This window comes from Streptomyces sp. NPDC050504, assembly GCF_044458065.1.
Classification (GTDB): Bacteria; Actinomycetota; Actinomycetes; order Streptomycetales; family Streptomycetaceae; genus Streptomyces.
Map to the genome: position 1 here is coordinate 585,094 of NZ_JBITHO010000001.1, position 19,548 is coordinate 604,641.

20 protein-coding genes are annotated in these 19,548 nt (G+C 73.9%); 12 read left to right on the top strand and 8 right to left on the bottom strand.

The genetic code is table 11. The features are described 5' to 3' along the window. Window positions 1-39: 39 nt before the first annotated feature. The 6 genes from ACIBNE_RS02505 (at window position 40) to ACIBNE_RS02530 (ending at window position 4,850) form a co-directional block, all read left to right on the top strand. Window positions 40-528 (top strand): haloacid dehalogenase-like hydrolase, encoded by a 489-nt coding sequence (locus ACIBNE_RS02505; protein ID WP_399268640.1) that lies wholly within the window; start codon window positions 40-42, stop codon window positions 526-528. A gap of 206 nt (window positions 529-734) precedes the next feature. Beyond that, window positions 735-950: a dodecin gene (locus ACIBNE_RS02510; protein WP_399268643.1), complete on the top strand. Its 216-nt coding sequence runs from the start codon at window positions 735-737 to the stop codon at window positions 948-950. 56 nt (window positions 951-1,006) lie between these two features. Continuing rightward, window positions 1,007-1,582, top strand: a complete 576-nt coding sequence (locus ACIBNE_RS02515) for a DinB family protein (RefSeq protein WP_399268645.1) — start codon at window positions 1,007-1,009, stop codon at window positions 1,580-1,582. A gap of 207 nt (window positions 1,583-1,789) precedes the next feature. Beyond that, window positions 1,790-3,052, top strand: a complete 1,263-nt coding sequence (locus ACIBNE_RS02520) for an extracellular solute-binding protein (RefSeq protein ID WP_399268647.1) — start codon at window positions 1,790-1,792, stop codon at window positions 3,050-3,052. 146 nt (window positions 3,053-3,198) lie between these two features. Further along, window positions 3,199-3,957: a GNAT family N-acetyltransferase gene (locus ACIBNE_RS02525; RefSeq protein ID WP_399268650.1), complete on the top strand. Its 759-nt coding sequence runs from the start codon at window positions 3,199-3,201 to the stop codon at window positions 3,955-3,957. After that, window positions 3,954-4,850 carry a lysophospholipid acyltransferase family protein gene (locus ACIBNE_RS02530; RefSeq protein ID WP_399268652.1) on the top strand — a complete coding sequence of 299 codons (897 nt, stop codon included), beginning with the start codon at window positions 3,954-3,956 and terminating at the stop codon, window positions 4,848-4,850. The genes ACIBNE_RS02525 and ACIBNE_RS02530 overlap by 4 nt, the downstream gene beginning before the upstream one ends. Here ACIBNE_RS02530 and egtD read toward each other — a convergent pair. From egtD to egtA, 4 genes are read right to left on the bottom strand one after another with little or no spacing between them, the layout of a single operon-like run. Next, entirely contained in the window at window positions 4,793-5,758 is a 966-nt protein-coding gene (gene egtD, locus ACIBNE_RS02535) for an L-histidine N(alpha)-methyltransferase (protein WP_399268654.1), read from the bottom strand. The two genes, ACIBNE_RS02530 and egtD, sit on opposite strands and share 58 nt — an antisense overlap. Then, entirely contained in the window at window positions 5,755-6,510 is a 756-nt protein-coding gene (egtC, locus tag ACIBNE_RS02540) for an ergothioneine biosynthesis protein EgtC (RefSeq protein WP_399268656.1), read from the bottom strand. The genes egtD and egtC overlap by 4 nt, the downstream gene beginning before the upstream one ends. Continuing rightward, window positions 6,510-7,913, bottom strand: coding sequence for an ergothioneine biosynthesis protein EgtB (egtB, locus tag ACIBNE_RS02545; protein ID WP_399268658.1), 1,404 nt, complete (start codon window positions 7,911-7,913; stop codon window positions 6,510-6,512). The genes egtC and egtB overlap by 1 nt, the downstream gene beginning before the upstream one ends. Beyond that, on the bottom strand, window positions 7,900-9,180 hold the full coding sequence (egtA, locus tag ACIBNE_RS02550) for an ergothioneine biosynthesis glutamate--cysteine ligase EgtA (RefSeq protein ID WP_399270021.1): 1,281 nt from the start codon (window positions 9,178-9,180) through the stop codon (window positions 7,900-7,902). The genes egtB and egtA overlap by 14 nt, the downstream gene beginning before the upstream one ends. Before the next feature lie 163 nt (window positions 9,181-9,343). On the opposite strand from egtA, the gene ACIBNE_RS02555 reads away from it, so the two are divergent. Together ACIBNE_RS02555 and ACIBNE_RS02560 are read left to right on the top strand one after the other, a co-directional pair. Beyond that, window positions 9,344-10,177, top strand: coding sequence for a TIGR02452 family protein (locus tag ACIBNE_RS02555; protein WP_399268660.1), 834 nt, complete (start codon window positions 9,344-9,346; stop codon window positions 10,175-10,177). Between the two features lie 177 nt (window positions 10,178-10,354). Next, a complete protein-coding gene (locus ACIBNE_RS02560) occupies window positions 10,355-11,545 on the top strand; it encodes a glycosyl hydrolase family 18 protein (RefSeq protein ID WP_399268662.1) in 1,191 nt (396 codons plus the stop codon). Window positions 11,546-11,551: 6 nt separating this feature from the next. Here the strand turns inward: ACIBNE_RS02560 and ACIBNE_RS02565 are convergent, their stop codons facing one another. The 3 genes from ACIBNE_RS02565 to ACIBNE_RS02575 all read right to left on the bottom strand — a co-directional run bounded on the left by ACIBNE_RS02565 (window position 11,552) and on the right by ACIBNE_RS02575 (window position 14,222). After that, the gene (locus ACIBNE_RS02565) at window positions 11,552-13,114 is read right to left on the bottom strand and encodes a flotillin family protein (RefSeq protein WP_399268665.1); all 1,563 of its coding nucleotides are present in this window, start codon (window positions 13,112-13,114) and stop codon (window positions 11,552-11,554) included. A gap of 115 nt (window positions 13,115-13,229) precedes the next feature. After that, window positions 13,230-13,433, bottom strand: coding sequence for a hypothetical protein (locus tag ACIBNE_RS02570; RefSeq protein WP_399270023.1), 204 nt, complete (start codon window positions 13,431-13,433; stop codon window positions 13,230-13,232). An 87-nt stretch (window positions 13,434-13,520) separates the two neighbouring features. Beyond that, on the bottom strand, window positions 13,521-14,222 hold the full coding sequence (locus ACIBNE_RS02575) for an alpha/beta fold hydrolase (protein WP_399268667.1): 702 nt from the start codon (window positions 14,220-14,222) through the stop codon (window positions 13,521-13,523). 153 nt (window positions 14,223-14,375) lie between these two features. On the opposite strand from ACIBNE_RS02575, the gene ACIBNE_RS02580 reads away from it, so the two are divergent. The 3 genes from ACIBNE_RS02580 (at window position 14,376) to ACIBNE_RS02590 (ending at window position 17,180) form a co-directional block, all read left to right on the top strand. Next, window positions 14,376-15,398: a LacI family DNA-binding transcriptional regulator gene (locus ACIBNE_RS02580; RefSeq protein ID WP_399268669.1), complete on the top strand. Its 1,023-nt coding sequence runs from the start codon at window positions 14,376-14,378 to the stop codon at window positions 15,396-15,398. Window positions 15,399-15,571: 173 nt separating this feature from the next. Further along, window positions 15,572-15,844, top strand: a complete 273-nt coding sequence (locus tag ACIBNE_RS02585; RefSeq protein ID WP_399268671.1) for a hypothetical protein — start codon at window positions 15,572-15,574, stop codon at window positions 15,842-15,844. 148 nt (window positions 15,845-15,992) lie between these two features. Further along, complete coding sequence (locus ACIBNE_RS02590) at window positions 15,993-17,180, top strand: thiolase family protein (protein WP_399268674.1); 1,188 nt, start codon at window positions 15,993-15,995, stop codon at window positions 17,178-17,180. 131 nt (window positions 17,181-17,311) lie between these two features. On the opposite strand, the gene trxA is transcribed toward ACIBNE_RS02590, so the two are convergent. Next, complete coding sequence (trxA, locus tag ACIBNE_RS02595) at window positions 17,312-17,794, bottom strand: thioredoxin (RefSeq protein WP_399268676.1); 483 nt, start codon at window positions 17,792-17,794, stop codon at window positions 17,312-17,314. Between the two features lie 12 nt (window positions 17,795-17,806). On the opposite strand from trxA, the gene ACIBNE_RS02600 reads away from it, so the two are divergent. Continuing rightward, window positions 17,807-19,231, top strand: coding sequence for a dihydrolipoyl dehydrogenase family protein (locus ACIBNE_RS02600; protein ID WP_399268679.1), 1,425 nt, complete (start codon window positions 17,807-17,809; stop codon window positions 19,229-19,231). Window positions 19,232-19,548: the final 317 nt, after the last annotated feature.

Consider the following 19,548-nt stretch of genomic DNA (forward strand, 5'->3'; position numbering starts at 1 on the left):
CCCGCGTCCTGGCCCCGGGCGTTGCCTAGGGTGGGGGACATGACGGAGATCAGCAGGCCACTGGCGGTGTTCGACCTGGACGGCACGCTCGCCGACAGCGCGCACCGGCAGCACCACCTCGAACGCGGCCCGCGCGACTGGAACGCCTTCTTCGCGGCGGCCCCGCAGGACCCGCCGCTCGCGGAGGGCGTACGGCTGGCGCTGGAGAGCGCGCGGGAGTGCGAGGTCGTGTACCTGACGGGCAGGCCCGAGCGGTGCCGCAGGGACACGGAGGCGTGGCTCGCCGCCCAGGGCCTGCCCGAGGGGCGGATCTGGATGCGCCGCAACGACGACCGGCGGCCCGCCCGGCACACCAAGCTGGAGGTGCTGAAGCGGCTCGCGCGGACCCGCGAGGTGCGGATGCTGGTGGACGACGACGAACTGGTCTGCGACGCGGCGCAGGCGGCGGGCTTCCGGGTGGTACGGGCCCGCTGGGCGGACACGTCAGCCGCGCTGAAGGACGCGCAGGAGCGCGAGGGCAGGACGTGAGGCGTCCGGGGCCGTCGCGCTCACGCACCCGATGAGGACGGGCCCCGGGCGCGCCGATGGGCGACCCACGCCCCGGCGCTGCGCCGCACGGCCTCCAGCCACTCCTGGAGGGGGACTCGTCGTTTCCCCGGTGCGGGAATCCCTCGACTAGCGGCCGCCCCGACGCCGGTGCAGTGTGGATGCATCGGAACGAAGGAGAGGTCGTCATGGCGGACCACGTCTACCGAGTCACCGAGATCGTGGGTTCTTCCCCGGAAGGCGTCGACACCGCGATCAAGAACGGGATCTCCCGGGCCTGCGAAACCCTGCACTCGGTCGACTGGTTCGAGGTCACCGAGATCCGCGGGCACGTGGAGGACGGCCGGGTCGCGCACTTCCAGGTGGGCGTGAAGGTCGGTTTCCGCCTCGATCCCCCCAGCTGAGCGCAGCGCGTAAGTGATCTTGAGGCCGCGGGCGGTCCGTGGCAGGCTCCTGCCGCATGATCGACGAATTCGCGAAGGACAACCTGCACGGCAGACTGCGGCGTGACCGGGCGGCGCTGCTCTGGAAGCTCGACGGCCTGTCCGAGTACGACGCCCGCCGGCCTCTGACGGCGACCGGCACCAACCTCCTCGGCCTGGTCAAACACGTGGCCACCGTCGAGGCCAGGTACTTCGGTGAGGTCTTCGACCGCCCTTCCCCTGAACCGCTGCCCCGGTGGCAGGAGCACGACGGCGGCGACCGGTGGGCGACCGGGGAGGAGACCCGCGACGGGATCGTCGGGTTCTACCGGCGTACGTGGGAACACTCCGACGCGACGATCGACGCGCTGCCCCTCGACGCCCCCGGCCACGTGCCGTGGTGGTCGGAGCCGTACCCCAACACGAACCTGTTCGCGGTCCTGACGCACGTCCTCGGCGAGACCGCCCGGCACACCGGGCACGCCGACATCCTGCGCGAGGGTCTCGACGGCAGGACCGGGGTGCGCGCCGAACACGAGGAGCGGATCGACGAGGAGGCCCGTGCGGCCCACCGCGCGAAGATCGAGCGGGTCGCCAGGTCCGCCGGGGCGTAACCGATCGGTGCGACGGGCGGGGTGTCGGGCGGGGTGACGGGCGGGGCGGCGGGGCCGGATTCCGCATCGTGACGTTCCCGTCACCCTTGCCCCTTGACCCGCACATTGGTACATACCAAAATCCAGCCAAACAGCCCGTGCGAGCCTTGTCCGCTTCCCCCACGTCGGGTCCGGTTCGACCATGCCGAAACGCAGAAGGTGACCCACGTGAACAATCGGATTCTTGCCATGTCCACCGCAATCGTCTGTGCCGTGGCGATCGGTGGTTGCGGGCTCCTGGAAGACGGCGGCAAGGGGCGCACCAAGGTCACGGTGTGGCTCATGAAGGACAGCGCGTCCAACGACTTCATCGAGCGGTTCACCACCGACTACGAGAAGGAGCACAAGGACGTCGAGCTGGAGTTCAAGATCCAGGAGTGGGGCGGCATCGGCCCCAAGGTGACCGCGGCGCTCACGGGCGCCAAGGGCGCCGAGACGCCCGACGTCATCGAGGTGGGCAACACCCAGGTCGCGCAGTACGCCGAGAGCGGCGGCCTCCTCGACCTGACCCTGGAGTCCATGCGCGACCTCGGCGGCAAGGACTGGCAGCCCGGCCTCGCCGAGCCGGGCAGCATCAACGGCGTGCAGTACGGCATCCCCTGGTACGCCGCCAACCGCGTCGTCATCTACAACAAGGACCTGTTCGAGAAGGCCGGGATCACCGAACTGCCCAAGACCCGCGAGGAGTGGATCGACGCGACCGAGAAGCTCAACAAGGACGGCAACCAGGGCATCTACCTGGCCGGGCAGAACTGGTACGTGCTCTCCGGCTTCATCTGGGACGAGGGCGGCCAGCTCGCCGTGGAGAAGGGCGGCGACTGGGCGGGCGCGCTGGACACCCCCGCCGCGCTCAAGGGCATGGAGTTCTACGAGGAGTTGCAGGCTCTCGGTGACGGCCCCAAGGACGCCGACGAGGAGAAGCCCCCGCAGTCCGGCGTCTTCGCCGGGGGCAAGGTCGCCCAGATCATCTCGGTGCCCGGCTCCGCCGCGGGCATCGAGAAGGCCAACCCCGCGCTCAAGGGCAAGCTCGGCTACTTCCCCATCCCCGGCAAGACCGCCAAGCGGCCGGGCTCCGTCTTCACCGGCGGCTCGGACCTGATCGTGCCCGAGCGGGCGCGGCAGCGCTCCGCGGGCATCGAGGTCGTCAAGGCGCTCGCGGGCGAGAAGTGGCAGGCGGAGCTGGCCAAGGCCATGAACGTGGTGCCGAACAAGACCACGCTCGCCGACGTCAACAACGGCGAGGAGGGCCCCGCCGCGATGGCCAGGGCCGCCGCCGCGGGCCGCGCCACGCCCAACTCGCCGCGCTGGGCCGACGTGGAGGCCGAGAACCCCATCAAGCCGTACATGACGGCGGTCCTCCAGGGACGCGACCCGAAGAAGGCCGCGAAGGAAGCGTCGGACCTCATCACGGACCTCCTCGCGCGCCGCTGACGGGGGCGCGGCGCGGGGGCCGCTCCGCGCGCCCCCGTCATTCAGCCGTCCCACATCCGCTCTCCCCGCCACGGTCATCTCGAATCCAGCCGGTCACGGAAGAAGTAGAAGGCGCCCCGCCGTCCATGACCGGCCAGGAGACCCCCATGACCGTGCTGCCCCTCGCCCCCGCCGTCGACAGCCGCTACCGCGTTTCGCTCGCCCGGGACCAGGAGGACGTGCGCGCCGCCCAACGGCTGCGCTTCCAGGTCTTCGCGGGCGAACTCGGAGCCCGGCTCGACGGCCCCGAGCCCGGACTCGACACCGACCCGTTCGACGCCTACTGCGACCACCTGCTCGTACGGGAGGCGCAGAGCGACGAGGTCGTCGGCACGTACCGGCTGCTGCCGCCCGAGCGCGCCAGGATCGCCGGACGGCTCTACGCCGACGGCGAGTTCGACCTCACCAGGCTCGCCCCGATCCGCGACGACCTCGTCGAGGTCGGCCGCTCCTGCGTCCACCCCGCCCACCGCAACGGCGCCGTCATCGCCCTCGTCTGGGCCGGGCTCGCCCGCTACATGACCCGCACCGGGCACAACTGGCTCGCCGGCTGCTGCTCCGTGCCCCTCGCCGACGGCGGCGCCACCGCGTCCGCCACCTGGCACACCGTCAAGGACCGGCACCTCGCGCCCGAGCCGTACTGGGTCACGCCGCACCGCCTCTGGCAGCCCCAGGACGTGCCCCCGGCCGCGCCCGCCGAGCTGCCGCCGCTGCTGCGCGGCTACCTCAGGCTCGGCGCCTGGGTGTGCGGGGCGCCCGCGCACGACCCCGACTTCGGCGTCGCCGACCTCTTCGTGCTGCTCTCGCTGCGCCGCACCAACCCGCGCTACCTGCGCCACTTCCTCTCGCTCGCCCCGGCGCAATGAGCGGCACACCGGGCGGCGGCCCCTGGCTGCCCACCGCGCCCTGCACGCCGAGCGGCTGCGCCGTCGGGCAGTGGCCGCTCGTCGGCCCCTGCACCGCGGCGGCCAGGCTCGTGGCGGCCGTCGCGCTGATCCTGCTCGGCGCGGTGTGCGCCCCGCTGGTGCGCGGCGACCGGACCGTACGGCTCTGGTCGCGCGCCCTGCTGCGGGCGCTCGGCGTCCGGGTGCGGGTCCTGGGGGACATCCGGGAAACGGACGGCGCGGCGGGCGCACTGGTGGTGGCCAACCACGTGTCGTGGCTGGACATACCGCTGATCGCGGCCGTGCTGCCGGGCCGGATGCTCGCCAAGAGCGAGGTGCGGGGCTGGCCGGTGCTCGGCCCGCTCGCGGTGCTCGGCGGCACCCTCTTCGTCGACCGGGAGCGGCTGCGCGCCCTGCCGGGCACCGTCCGCGAGATCGCGGCGGCGCTGACGGGCGGCTCCCGGGTGGTCGTCTTCCCCGAGGGCTCCACCTGGTGCGGGCGCGGCGACGGCGGCCCGTTCCGCGCCGCGCCCTTCCAGGCGGCGCTCGACGCGGGCGCCGCCGTCCAGCCCGTACGCATCGGCTACCGGCCCACGGGCGCGGCGGCGTTCGTCGGGGACGACCCGCTGGGGACGTCGCTGTGGCGGGTGGCACGGACGGCGGGGCTGTGCGCGGAGATAGAGGTACTGCCCCCGATCGGGGCCGCGGATCCGACCCTGATCCCCATGCCCCACCGAGCGGCGCGCCGCGCCCTCGCGGACGCGGCGCGGCGGGCCGTGATCCGGCCCGCCGCGCCCCGGCCCGCCTCCGTCCGGACTCAGACCGCGGTCGCCAGCGACAGCGCGAACCTGCTCTCCTCGTCCATCCACCAGTGATCGAGCCGCAGCGAAGCCGCCGCCAGTTCGGCGCGCACCCCTTCGCCCCGGAACTTCGCCGATACCTCCGTGCGCAGCTCCTCACCGGCGTCGAACCGCACGACCAGGTCCAGTTCGGGTACCTTCACGGTCTGCGCCTCGCGGGCGCGCAGCCGCATCTCGATCCACTCCCGCCGCGCGTCCCAGCGCGCGACGTGCTCGAAGGCGTCCGGGTCGAAGTCGGCGCCCAGCTCGCGGTTGATGACGGCCAGGACGTTCTTGTTGAAGGCCGCGGTGATCCCGGCCGCGTCGTCGTACGCCCGCACCAGCACGGACTCGGCCTTCACCAGGTCCGTACCGAGCAGCAGCGCGTCGCCCGGCGCGAGCAGCGAGCGCACCGACTTCAAGAACACCTCCCGTTCGTCGGGCAGCAGATTGCCGATCGTCGACCCGAGGAACGCCACCAGGCGCGGCCCCGGGGTGCCGGGCAGCGCGAGGCCGCGGGTGAAGTCCGCTATCAGCGCGTGGACTTCGAGGGCGGGACGGTCGGCCAGCAGCGCGTCGGCCGCGCCGCGCAGGGCGCTCTCGCTGACGTCGACCGGGACGTAGCTGTGCAGCTCGGGCAGGAGCGCCCCGATGAGGTGGCGGGTCTTCTCGGATGAGCCCGAGCCCAGCTCCACCAGGGTCCGCGCGCCGGTGATCGCGGCGATCTCGGGCGCGCGGGCGATCAGGATCTCCCGCTCGGCGCGGGTCGGGTAGTACGTCTCGATGCGGGTGATCTCGTCGAACAGCTCGCTGCCCCGGGCGTCGTAGAACCACTTGGGCGGCAGCGTCTTGGGGGTGCGGGTCAGCCCGTGCAGCACGTCGGCGCGCAGGTCGGCGCCGGTGGCGTCGTCGGGCAGGGTGCGGGTCAGCAGGAACGGGCTCACGCAGTGGGCTCCTTGAGGGGGGTGAGCAGGATGTCGGTGCGGGTCGCCGCGAGGAGCGTGCGGTCCGGCACCTCGCACCAGTGCGGGTCGTCGTCGTACGGCTCGGAGGCGACGACCGTGCGGCGGCCGGGCTCGGCGAGGTACCAGAGCGTGTCGCCCCAGGTGCTCGCGGCGACCGTCTCGCCGTCGGTGAGGAGGAGGTTGAGCCGGGACCCCGGCGCGGCCGCGGCGACCTCGGCGACGGTGTCGGCGAGCGCCTGCCCCGCGTCGTCGCCCGCCCGCAGCCGGTGCAGGACCAGCGCCCACAGGAGCGCCGAGTCGCAGCGCGCCTCCAGGCTCAGCAGCTCGGCGGCGGGCAGCGCGGTGGCCGGTCCCGCGAGGGAGCGCGGCCAGCCCTTGACGGCGCCGTTGTGGCTGAACAGCCAGGGCCCCGAGGCGAAGGGCGCGGCCGCCGCCTCCCCGTCCGCGCCCGCCTCGGTGGCGTCGCGCACCGCGGCGAGCAGCGCCCCGGTGCGCACGACTCGGGCGAGGTCGGCGAAGGAGGGGTCGGCCCAGATCGGCCCGGAGCGGCGGTAGCGGCCGGGCACGGGATCGCCTTCGGCGTACCAGCCGACCCCGAAACCATCTGCGTTGACCGTGCCGTGGCGCTGGTGGCGCGGTGCCCAGGACTGCCGGTGCAGGCCGTGCGGCGGCGCCGTCAGCAGGCTGCCGATGGGCACGGCGGGGCCCAGGTAGGCGAGGTGACGGCACATCAGCTCTGCTCTCCCTCGCCGGGGGCCGCGTCACGGGCCGTGCGGAACCCGGCGAAGATCTGCCGCCGCACGGGCAGGTCCCAGTTGCGGAACGTGCCCCGGCAGGCCACCGCGTCGACCGCGAACGACCCGCCCCGCAGCACCTTGTGGGCGGGCCCGAAGAAGACTTCCGAGTACTCCCGGTAGGGGAAGGGCGCGAAGCCCGGGTACGGCAGGAAGTCGCTCGCCGTCCACTCCCAGACGTCCCCGATCAACTGCCGCACGCCCAGCGGGGACGCGCCCGCCGGATACGCGCCGACGGGCGCGGGCCGCAGGTGGCGCTGGCCGAGGTTGGCCCGCTCGGGCGTGGGGTCCTCGTCCCCCCACGGGTAGCGCAGCGAACGCCCCGACACCGGGTCGTGGCGGGCCGCCTTCTCCCACTCGGCCTCGCCGGGCAGCCGGCGCCCCGCCCAGCGGGCGTAGGCGTCGGCCTCGTACCAGCTGACGTGCAGCACCGGCTCGTCGGCGGGCACCTGCTCGGTCACCCCGAAGCGGCGGCGCAGCCACACCCCGCCGTCGCGGCGCCAGAACAGCGGGGCGCGCAGGCCGTTCTCGCGGACCGCGGCCCAGCCCGCGGGGTCCCACCAGCGCGGCTCGGCGTAGCCGCCGTCCTCGATGAAGCGCTGGTACGCCCCGTTCGTCACCGGCACGGTGTCGATGTGGAACGCCGGGACGTCGCGCCCGTGCGCGGGGCGTTCGTTGTCCAGCGCCCACGGCTCGACGGACGTCCCCATGGTGAAGGGCCCCGCGGGGACCAGGACTTCGGCGGGCAGGGCCGAAGCGTCACCGCGCGGCGGCTCGGGCGCCGAGAGCGCGGCGGGCCCCTTCCGCAGCTGATGGGTGATCAGCATCGTCTCGTCGTGCTGCTGTTCGTGCTGGGCGACCATGCCGAACGCGAACGCCGCCTCGCGCAGCGGCGAACCGTGCAGCTCGGCCCGCTCCAGCACGTCCAGCGCCCGGCCCCGCACGTCCGACGCGTAGGTCCGCGCCTCGGCGGGCGCCAGCAGCGGCAGCGTCGGACGCACCGCTCTGGGGTGCTCGAACGCGTCGTACAGCGAATCGATCTCGGGCCGCAGGGCGCCGTGTCCCGCGACGGCCCGCAGCAGCCACTGCTCCTCCTGGTTGCCGATGTGCGCCAGGTCCCAGACGAGGGGCGACATCAGCGGCGAGTGCTGCGCGGTGAGGTCGCCGTCGTCCACGGAGTCCGTGAGGATCCCGGTGCGCTCCCGGGCCGCCAGCAGGGCGGCGAGGGCGCGCACCCGCAGCGCCTCGGCGTCCACGGACCCTTCGGAGTCCGCGCTCCCGCCTGATCCTCCGGCGCTCCGCGCGCCGGGCGCGCCGCCGGTACGGTCAGTGCCTGTCATGCGCGAGCTCCCTCTCCGTGTGGTCGGCGGGACATCGTCCGCGCAGTACGTTGCGCTCCGCGAAGTCGGCCACCGCGTCCAGCACGGCGCCCGACGCGCCGAGCCTGGGCAGCGCCTCCAGTGCGAGCTGGAAGCACGTGACGGCGGCGGACCGCAGCTCGGGGTCGGCGAGGCCGCCCCTGGCCGCGCCCTCCCAGAGCGGATTGCGCGGCGCGGGATGCGAACCGGCGCTCTCCGCAAGGGGTTTGACGGTCCGGTAGGCGGTCTCCGACGCCTCGGGGTCGTCGAACAGCGCGGCGGTCACGGCGAGCGGCACGATCCAGCCATCTTCGCCCGGTTGTGCGTCGATCATGCGCAGCTCCAGATGGCCGCGCGGCCGGACCGGCGGGAAGAGGGTGCTGATGTGGTAGTCGAGGTCGGCGCGGACCGGCGGCCTGGGCGCGCCGGAGCGGATCCAGTCGCGGAAGGTGAGAGTCCTGGGCACGGCCCACGGCCCGTCGTCCCCGTCCCGCGCCCTGACGCACATCACGGGCGAGTCCAGCACGTACGCCGTCCAGTCGGCGCGCGGATCGGTTCCGGTGCGCGGCGCGAGCGTGCGGACCGGGTCGAGCGCGCTCCACATGGCCTGCCGGGTCGAGCGCCAGCCGGTGCCCTTGCCCAGGAACGCGGGGGAGTTGGCGAACGCCGCCACCAGCACCGCGCCCAGCAGGTGGGCCAGCTGCCAGCGCCGCCCGAAGCCCAGCGGCCCCGGTTCCTCGTGGCCCGCGTCCAGGCACACCTGGACCGAGGCGGACGAGCACATCATGGCGCGGCCAGCCGAGCCCGAGCGGTCGAGGTAGGCCTCCATGGCGTTGTAGCGCGGGGCGTCCCGCAGGCGCCTGTTCGGCGGCTGCCAGGGGTCGAGGCCGAATCCTGCGAGGGAGAGTCCCGAGGGGGCGAGCGCGCCGCGGACCGCCGCCAGATCGGCGGCCATGGTGTCGACGCAGGCCATCAGGGTGGAGGCGGGAAGCGAGCTGAGCTCCAGCTGGCCGCCTGGTTCGAAGGTGAGCGATGAGGAGAGGGGCAGGGCCCTTACGGCGCCGTACGCCGTGTCGAGCAGGTCCTGGTCGACGGGTTCACGGGGCCGGTCGAGGTGGTGCACCAGCCATTCGAGCTCGACGCCCACGGTGCGGGGCGGTCCGGTCTTGAAGCAGATACATCGGAGCAGATCCTCCGCCTCCGCCTCGCCGAGGGGAGGCCCCTCGTCCCTGAACTCATCCGATTCCATGGTCATTTGCCGCCTTCGGGTCAGAGGTCGGTCAAGGCACGTGCCGTTACACCCAAGCCTCTGCGGGGCACTCGCACAAGAGTGCACTTCGCGGTGAATAACCGGTTGCACCCGTCCGGACGGACGGTGAGGCTTCCCCCATGCACCACACGGGGGAGCGCCGATGAGCGCCAGACTGCGCGAGATCGCGCGCCACAACGAGATCATCGCGGAGTCCGGGAGCTACCGCACGCCGGACGGCCGGGAGGTCGGGATCGGCCGGGAGCTGGCCGCCGCCACCGCGGGGACCAGGCTGTACGGCCCCGAGCCCGTCGCCGTCACTCCGGACGGCGACCGCACGACGACGATCACCGTCACCGACGAGAGCAGCCTCGCCGCCGCCCATCGGATGGTCCGCGGGGCGCCCGGCGCCGTGGCCGTGCTCAACTTCGCGTCCGCCCGGAATCCGGGCGGCGGATACCTGCGCGGCGCACAGGCGCAGGAAGAGGCGCTCTGTCGCTCGTCCGCGCTCTACACGACCCTGCTGCGCGCCCCCGAGTACTACGAGCACCACCGCGCGGACCCCGACCTCGCGTACACGGACCGCGTGATCCACTCGCCCGGCGTGCCGGTCTACCGCGACGACCGGGGACGGCTCCTGGACACCCCGTACACCGTGGGGTTCCTGACGTCCCCCGCGCCCAACGCGGGCCAGCTGCTCAGCCGCGACCCGGCGGCGGGGCCGCGCATCGCGGCCGCACTCGACTCGCGGGCCGAGCGCGTCCTGGAGACGGCCGCGGCCTGCGGCTACCGCAGGCTGGTGCTCGGCGCGTGGGGCTGCGGGGTGTTCCGCAACGACCCCGCGCGGGTCGCGGAGGCGTTCCGGGCCCTGCTGACGGGGGAGGGGCGGTTCGCCGCCCACTTCGACGAGGTCGTCTTCGGCATCCTCGACCGGGCCGAGGGGACCCCGACGCTGGCGGCGTTCGAGCGGGTGTTCGCGGGTACCGCTCCCCGGTAGCCCGGTAGCCCGGTAGCCCGGTAGCCCGGTAGCCCGGTAGCCCGGTAGCCCGGTAGCCCGGTAGCCCGGTAGCCCGGTAGCCCGGTCGGGCGGTGTCCTGACGGGCAGGGGTGACCGCTGCACCTGTACGGCCCAGCCCGCAGCGCGGCCCCGGGAGCGGGCCGCGAGGCTCGGTCCATGACGCTCAGATTCCGCGCCGCGCTCACCGCGACCGTCGCCGCCGCCGTCCTCGCCGCGGCCCCGATGCCCGCGGGCGCGCTCCAGCACGCCGTCCCGGCCCCCGCGGGCGAGGCCCCGCCCCCGGAGGTGCTGATCGCGGACGACCCGGCCGGGGGAAACCGCGCCGGGGACGCGCCGACCGCCGGGACCCGGGCCGACGGCACCCCCACGAAGGACGCCCCCGCGAAGGAAGCCCCCACCAAGCGCACCACCTCCGCCTGGCTGCCGTACTGGAACCAGGACAGCGCCTACCGCGACGCCCTGCGCCACGCCGACCAGCTGCACACCGTCAGCCCCTTCTGGTACGAGGCGATCGCGGCGGACCGCATCGACGCGCACCCGGGCGCGGGGGAGCGGCGCGTCATCGACGGGCTGCACCGCGCGGGCATCAAGGTCGTGCCGACCGTCATGGAGGGCATGAAGCCCGGCGCGCTCGGCGCGATCCTCACCAGCGCGACCGCGCGCGCCGCCCACGTCGGCGAGCTGCTGCGGGTGGTCAACAGCCGCGACTACGACGGCATCGACCTCGACTACGAGACCATCGCCACCACCGGGGACGCCGACTACCGCGCGGTGCGCGACGGCTACACCGCGCTCGTCACCGACCTCTGCCGCGCCCTGCACGAGCTGCGCAAGCAGTGCATCAGCACCGTGATGCCCAAGACCGCGGGCACCGGGCGCGTCTGGGACTACCCGGCGCTCGGCAGGGCCGCGGACCGGGTCCGCATCATGGCGTACAACCTGCACTGGTCGGGCGGCACGCCAGGACCGCTCTCCTCCGTCGGCTGGTACGACGAGATCCTGCGCCGCGCCACCGAGGCGATCCCGCGCGACAAGCTGGAGATGGCGCTGCCCGCGTACGGCTGGGACTGGGCCGCGGACGGCGGGGCGCGGGCCCGGCACGTCACGTGGAAGGAGGCGGAGGAGCTGCGCCGAAAGGTGGGCGCCCCCTACCGCCTCGACCCGGAGTCGGGGACGCCCCACTTCACGTACGACGACGACGGCGTCCGCCGCGAGGTCTGGTACCAGGACGGGCGCGGGGTCGCCGCGCACCTGGCGGTGCTGCGCCGCCACGGCGTGCGCAACACCGGCCTGTGGGCGCTGAACTTCGAGGACCCGGCGATGTGGACGGAGCTCGCGCGGGACTGAACTCCCTTACGCGGACGGCGTGTCGGCGCTCTCCTCCTGATCGTCTCCGACGGGGATCCGCTCGGCCGGGGCGGGGACCGGTACCAGGTTCACCGCCGCGGCCGGAGCCGGAGCCGCGGCCGGGACGGGAGCGTCGGCGCCGTCGCCCTGCCGACCGGGCGCGGGCGCCTGCCCGTTCTGGTTCAACGAGCCCAGCAACTGCCGCGCGAGCCCGAGGCCCGTACCGCCCATGGTCAGCGCCTTCGCGAACATCTCCGACATCCCGTCCGCGCCGTTCAACAGCACCATGTGGTCCACGTTCCCGAACGCGGACGCCCCCGCGCCCACGATCTCGGGCCACTTCTCGGCGAGCTGCTGGGCGACCACGGCCTCCTGGTTCTCGGCCAGCGCGGCGGCCCTCGCCTTGATCGCCTCGGCCTCCGCGAGGCCCTTCGCCCTGGTCGCGGACGCCAGCGCGAGGCCCTTGGCCTCGGCGGCCGCCGCCTCCGCCTCACCGGTCGCCCTGGTCGCCGTCGCGGCCGCCGCGCCGCGCCGCTCGGTGGCCTCCGCCTCGGCGGCGGCCGCCGTCTTGACCCGGGTCGCCTCGGCGGCCGCCGCCAGCTCGGTCTCCCGCGCCTTGGCCTGCGCCGCCGAGATGCGCACGTCGCGCTCGGCCTCCGCGAGGGTCCGCTTCTCGTACGCCTGCGCGTCGGCGGGCTTGCGCACGTCCGCCTGGAGCTGCTGTTCGCGCCGGTGCGCCTCCAGCTCGGCGACCCGGGTCTCCTGGACGACGACCTCCTGCCTGGCGCCCGCGTCGGCGAGCGGCCCCGCCTGACGGGCCGCGGCCGCCGCCTTGTCGCGTTCGGCCTGGTACCCGGCCTGGAGGATCTCGCTGTCCCTGGTCGCCTCGGACATCCGCGCGGCGGCCTGCTGCTCGGCCTCGGTGGCCAGGCGGTTGGCCTCGGCCTGGGCGATGCGGGCGTCGCGCTGCACGGCCGCCGCGTGCGGCATGGCGAGGTTCTTGATGTAGCCGGTGGGATCCTCGATCTCGTGGATCTGGAGCGAGTCCACGATCAGGCCCAGCTTCTCCATCTCGGTCCCACAGGCGGCGCGGGCCTGCCCGGTGAGCTTGTCGCGGTCTCGGATCATGTCCTCGACCGTCAACCCGCCCACGATGGACCGGAGATGGCCGGCGAAGACGTTGTGGACGCGCTCCGACATCAGCTTCTGCTGGTCGAGGAAGCGGCGCGCGGCGTTGGCGATGGAGATGAAGTCGTCGCCGACCTTGAAGATGACGACGCCCCGCACCCGCAGCGGAATGCCCTGGTGGGTCACGCAGTCGACCGACAGCTGGGTCTCGTTGAGGTCCAGGGACATCTTCCTGACGGCCTGCACGCCCGGCATGACGAGCGTGCCGTGGCCGGTGACGATCCGGAACCCCATGCCCTGGCCCAGGCCCTCGGTCCGGTGCTTGGAGCCCGAGATGACGAGCGCCTCGTTGGGCTCGGCCACCCGCCACATCAGTTTGAAGAGAGAAACGATCACGAGCAGGGCGAGGAGTCCGGCCCCCGCGACCACACCGACGAACATCGGCACACCCCCTGTGCGCGGTGCCCGCGCGGCACCGTCGAACGGGAGTGTGCGCCCGCGCGGGACCGACCGAGAAGAGGGCTGCGCGGCGCCGTTCCACATCTGTGACGAAGGGTCAACTCCCGTACGCGGAAGTGACGTAGACCGTGCGCGGCGGCAGGTGGTCGACCACCGTCACGAGCGTGCCGGTCTCGAAGCGCTCCTGCGCCGCCGCCGGGTACGCGAGGAAGTGCTCGGCGCCGCCCCTGATCCGTACGATCACCTCGCCGACGAGCCCGGGTCCCACCGTGCCCGTGACCCGGCCCAGCAGTCCCACCATCGACTCGTCCGCCCCGGCATCCATGGCGGGAGCGTACCCGGCGGGGCGGCCTCGGACCCGCCCCGCCTCCCGCGGGTGACCGGGAGGTCAGACCCACCCGTCGAGCGAGGCCATGAACCCGTCGAAGTCGTCCCGCTGGATCGTGTGCCCCGCGCCCTTGACGGTACGCACCTCGAAGCCGCGCTCCACCAGGTCGGCGGCGGCCCGCGCCGGGACCAGGGTGCTCGGATCGGCGAGGACCACGAGGGACTTGACGGCGGGCGAGGCGGGCGCCAGGTCCCGGTCCGAGTACGGCGTGAGGGCCCGCGCGCTCTCCTCGTCCCAGGCGGCGAGCGTGGCCACCTCGATGTCCACGTCCTCCTCGTCCCAGCGCGGGTTGAGCATCCGGATGTTTCCCCGGGTGGCGTGCTTGAACTCGGCGAACATGTCGACGCTCACCCCCTCGCCCAGCGCGAGGCGCCACGCCGGATCCACGTACACCGCGCGCTGCGGAGCCAGGCGCTCCACCGCGAGGGAGAGCGCGAGGCCGCCCAGCGAGTGCCCGAAGGCGACCTCGACCCCGTCGGGGAACGTGTCGACGAGGTCGTCGGCCAGTCGCTCGGGCACGTAGTCGGCGCGCTCGCCGCGCGCGCTCGCGCCGTGGCCGCGCAGGTCGACGGCGACGGCGCGGTAGCCCAGGTCGGCGAGGGCCGGGCCGACCCGCCGCCAGGTGCGGTGGTCGGCCATGATGCCGTGGACCAGGAGGGCGACGCGGTCGCCGGTGCCCCAGGTGTGGGTGTGGAGTCGCACGAGGAAGCCTTCCGTGTTTCGGACTCGGATCCTACCGCCCGGTGACACGCGTGTGATGACACGTGTCAATGCTTGTCCCGTCCCGTTGTAGCACCGCAATCCGGCCAACCGCCAGACCCCGGGGGGCGGAGTTCTGGGAGGATGCCTTCCGCGATGAGCCAGACACCGAAGCAGTCCCCCGAACGCCCCGTTCCGACCAGCGCCGACGTGGCACGACTGGCCGGCGTCTCGCGGGCGACCGTCAGCTACGTGCTCAACAACACCTCGGCCGTGCGCATCAGCGAGCCCACCCGCAGACGGGTCAGGGAGGCCGCCGAGGAACTGGGCTACGTCCCGCACGCCGCCGCCCGCAGCCTGCGCGCGGGACACACCCGCATGGTGCTCCTCCCCACGGCGCACGTCCCGGTCGGCCCGCTCTACAGCCGCTTCCTCAACGACCTCCAGTGGGCGATGCGCCGCCTCGACTACACCGTCGTGCAGTACGGCAGCCTCGGCATGGGCTCCGACGAGGCGGCGCGCGCCTGGGCCGAACTGCGCCCGGTCGCGGTCGTGTCGCTCGGCGAGACGCCGCTCACCGAGCAGGGCATCGCGCTGCTGAAGCGCTCGGGCGCCAAGGCCGTGATATCGCTGGGCCCGCAGCGGGTGCCGGGCACCCACTCCCTCGTCATGGACCAGCGGAAGGTGGGGAGTTGCGCGGTGGAGCACCTCCTCGCGCGCGGCCGCACCGCGATCGGCGTGGTCGTCCCCGAAGAGCCCGGCCTCGACATGTTCTCCGGCCCGCGCCTGGAGGGCGCGCGGCGGGCGGTCGCCGGCACGGGAGCGCGGGTCGAGGCGCTGCCGCTCGCGTACGAGGAGGAGTCGGCGGCGCGGCTCGCGGCGCGCTGGCGCGATGCGGGGCTCGACGCGGTGTTCGCGTACAACGACGAGTACGCGATGCTGCTGATGCGCGCGCTCCAGGACGCGGGCGTGGCCGTGCCGGACGAGACGGCCGTCGTCGGCGCGGACGACCTGCTGCTCGGCCGTCTGCTGCGCCCGAGGCTCAGCACGGTCGCGGTCGACATGGTGACGGGCCGACACCTCGCGGAGCTGGTGGACCGGGTGGTGCGCGACCCGGGCGGCGCGGTGGAACAGCACGACCTGATGGCGGCGGTGGCGGTGCCGCGCGACTCCAGCTGAGACGCGGCGGCACGAGGGCGCGGGGCGCGGGCGGGTGCGTGCGGGTGCGTGCCGTGCGGGTGCGTGCGGCCGAGGCCCGTACGGTGACAAGGCCCGTGCGGCGGGCGGGGCCGTACAGGCGTGTGCCGTACGTGAGGGTGCGGAGCGGGTCCCGGGTGCCTAGCGTCGCTTGCATGACGACTGTTCCGCGGAGTTTCGAGATCCTGCTGGTGCCCGGCTTCCCCCGGGGCGGCACCGGCGCGCCCGACCCGGCGACCGCATTGCGCTCGGCCGTGGTGACGGCCACCGGGGAGACGGGTGCTTCGGGGTACCCCCGGTACGTGGGCGAGGGGTTCGAGGCCGACATCGACCCCTTGACGCGCACGGTCGAGGCGGTGCTCGTGGACGGCGCCGAACTGGACTACGGACTGACCGTGCGGATCGCGGCCGGAGCACCGAACGAATGATCGGTTGATCCGTTGACAGCGGTGTGAGTCCGGCAGAAACTCGGCGGGTGCCCCGGCGGACCACCGTCCGCCGGGGGCGCGACCCGCTCCCGGCACCCGCGGCCGGGGCGGCCGGACCGGACCGAACCGCTGCGCTGGGAGACACCCGATGAGCATCCGCGACGTCTACATCGTCGACGCCGTCCGCACGCCGATCGGAAAGTTCGGGGGAGCCCTGGCCTCCGTACGCCCCGACGACCTGGCCGGGCACGTCGTCAAGGCGCTCGTGGACCGGACGCCCGAACTCGACCCGGCCCGCATCGACGACGTCGTCTTCGGCGACGCGAACGGTGCGGGCGAGGACAACCGCGACGTGGCGCGGATGGCGGTGCTCCTCGCGGGCCTGCCCGTCACCGTCCCCGGCGTGACGGTCAACCGGCTGTGCGGCTCGGGCCTGGAGGCGGTCGTGCAGGCGGCGCGGGCCATCGCGCTCGGCGACGCGTCGATCGCCATCGCGGGCGGCGTGGAGTCCATGTCGCGGGCGCCGTGGGTGATGCAGAAGCCGGAGCGGGCCTTCCCCGCGGGGCACCAGCAGATGTACTCCACGACGCTCGGCTGGCGCATGACCAACCCGAAGATGCCCGCGCGGTGGACGGTCGCCCTCGGCGAGGGCGCCGAGCTGATCGCCGACAAGCACGGCATCTCCAGGGAGCAGCAGGACGCCTTCGCACTGGCCAGCCACCAGAAGGCGGCCGCCGCGTGGCAGAAGGGGCTGTACGAGGACGAGGTCGTGCCGCTGCCCGGCGTCGACCTGGCGCGCGACGAGTGCGTCAGGGACACGACGTCCATGGAGGCGCTGGGTCGGCTGAAGCCCGCGTTCCGGCAGGACGGGGGGACCGTGACGGCGGGCAACGCCTCCCCGCTCAACGACGGCGCCGCGGCGCTGCTGCTCGTGGACGAGGACGGGCTGCGCGCGACGGGCCGGGAGCCGCTGGCACGGATCCGCACGTCCGCGGTGACCGGGATCGAGCCCCAGCTCTTCGGGCTGGGTCCGGTGGACGCGGTGGGGCGTGCGCTGACGAGGGCGGACCGTTCGTTCGCCGACCTGACGGTCTTCGAACTGAACGAGGCGTTCGCCGCGCAGGCGCTGGGCTGCCTGGCGGAGTGGCCCTCCCTGGACCCGTCCGTGGTGAACCCGCGGGGCGGCGCGATCGCGATCGGACACCCCCTGGGCGCGTCGGGCGCACGACTCGCGGGAGCGGTCGCCCGCCAACTCGCGGAGGCGGGAAGCGGGGTGGGGGTGGCCGCGCTGTGCATCGGAGTGGGGCAGGGGATCGCGCTGGTGCTGGAGCGGTAGGGGGCGTCGGCGCGGCGGGGGTGGTGGCGCGGCGCGGGCGGTGGCGCGCCGCGGAGCGGTGGTGCGGCGGGGGGCGTCGCCGCGGCGGGGGCGTTGGCGCGCCGCGTCCCCCGCCTCCGCCCCCGTACCCCCTACTTCTGCGCCGCCTCCACGGACTTGCGGACCTCGTCCATGTCCAGCCCCCGCGCCTGCCCGATCACGTCCTCCAGGACCGCCTCGGGCAGCGCCCCGGGCTGGGCGAACACCGCGACGTTCTCGCGGATGACCATCAGCGTGGGGATGGACCGGATCTCGAACGCCGCCGCCAGCTCGGGCTGCGCCTCCGTGTCCACCTTCGCGAACACCACGTCCCCGTGCTTCTCGGACACCCTTTCGAATACCGGCGCGAACTGGCGGCACGGACCGCACCACTCGGCCCAGAAGTCGATGACGACGAATTCGTTGTCCGTGACCGTCTGGTCGAAGTTTTCCTTCGTGAGCTCGACGGTTGCCATGTCCTGTGTCCTCTTCCTCGTGCTGTCCCGGGTTCTCCGAGTGGTAGCCGTGCCCCGCACAACGGCGCCCGCGGCCGACCTATTCCGCATGCCCGTCTGGCCCCTTCCCACACCCGGCATAAGACTGTGCCCATGACCGAATCAGTGGAGTACGACGTGGTGGTGCTGGGCGCGGGCCCGGTGGGCGAGAACGTGGCGGACCGCGCCAGGGCCGCGGGCCTCAGCGCCGCCGTGGTCGAGAGCGAGCTCGTCGGGGGCGAGTGCTCCTACTGGGCGTGCATGCCCAGCAAGGCGCTGCTCCGCCCCGTGGCGGCCCGCGCGGACGCCCGCCGCGTCCCCGGACTGCGCCAGTCCGTGCAGGGCCCGCTGGACGCCGCCGCCGTCCTCGCGCACCGGGACGACTACGCCTCCCACTGGAAGGACGACGGCCAGGTCGGCTGGCTCGAATCGATCGGCGCCCACCTCTACCGGGGCCACGGCCGCCTCTACGGCACCCGCAAGGTCGCCGTCACCACCCCCGAGGGCGAGCACTACGTCCTGACCGGGCGGCGTGCCGTCGCCGTCTGCACCGGCTCCGGGGCCGTGCTCCCCGACCTCCCCGGCATCGCCGACGCCCGCCCCTGGACCAGCCGCGAGGCGACCAGCGCGCAGCAGGTCCCCGACCGGCTGATCGTGGTCGGCGGCGGGGTCGTCGGCGTGGAGATGGCCACGGCCTGGCAGGCGCTCGGCGCGCGGGTGACGCTGCTCGTACGGGGGGAGGGGCTGCTCCCGAAGATGGAGCCGTTCGCCGGCGAGCTGGTCGCCGAGGCGCTGACGGAGGCCGGGGCCACCGTCCGTACCGGCGTGTCCGTCGCCGCGCTGGAGCGCGCCGGCGGTCCCGTCACCGCCGTGCTGGAGGACGGCGAGCGCATCGAGGCGGACGAGATCCTGTTCGCCACGGGCCGTGCCCCGCGCACCGACGACATCGGCCTGGAGACCGTGGGTCTGGAGCCCGGCGCATGGCTGAGCGTGGACGACAGCTGCCTGGTGGAGGGCAGCGACTGGCTGTACGCGGTCGGGGACGTCAACCGCCGCGCCCTCCTCACCCACCAGGGCAAGTACCAGGCGCGCGTCGCGGGCGCCGCGATCGCCGCCCGCGCGCAGGGCGTCCCGCTGCTCGAAACCGACCGCTGGGGCGCGCACAGCGCGACCGCCGACCTCGCGGCGGTCCCGCAGGTGGTCTTCACCGACCCCGAGGCGACCTCGGTCGGCCTCACCCTCGCCGAGGCCGAGGCGAGCGGCGCCCGGGTGCGCGCGGTCGACTACGACCTGGGTGCGGTCGCGGGCGCCGGCCTCTACGCGGAGGGCTACCGGGGCCGCGCCCGCATGGTCGTCGACCTGGACCGCGAGGTCCTGCTCGGCGTCACCTTCGTCGGCCCCGGCGTGGGGGAGCTGATCCACTCCGCGACGGTGGCGGTCGTCGGCGAGGTCCCGATCGACCGCCTGTGGCACGCGGTCCCCGCCTACCCGACGATCAGCGAGGTGTGGCTGCGCCTGCTGGAGACGTACCGGGGGTGAGCGCACAACGGCGGGGACGCGGAATGGATTTTCGGCCGCCTGGATGTCGGTGCTCTTGACCAGGGGGGAGCCCTGCCGCATGCTCCCGCCAGTACCTCCCCCGTACGGCGGAGGGCCGGGTTCACGGCATGCGCCACCGGAGCGGCATGCCCCCAATCAGTTGAGGTGAGACCGGTCGCGACCATTCTGGTCGCGACCGAGGCGAGACCGGTCGAATCGGATTTCAGCGGTCAGCAACCCCCACGATCGGACCGAGGTGGATTCGCGCCGCCTCAGGCCGTCGGCTCTACGACCCCGACCACCAAGACATCCAGGGG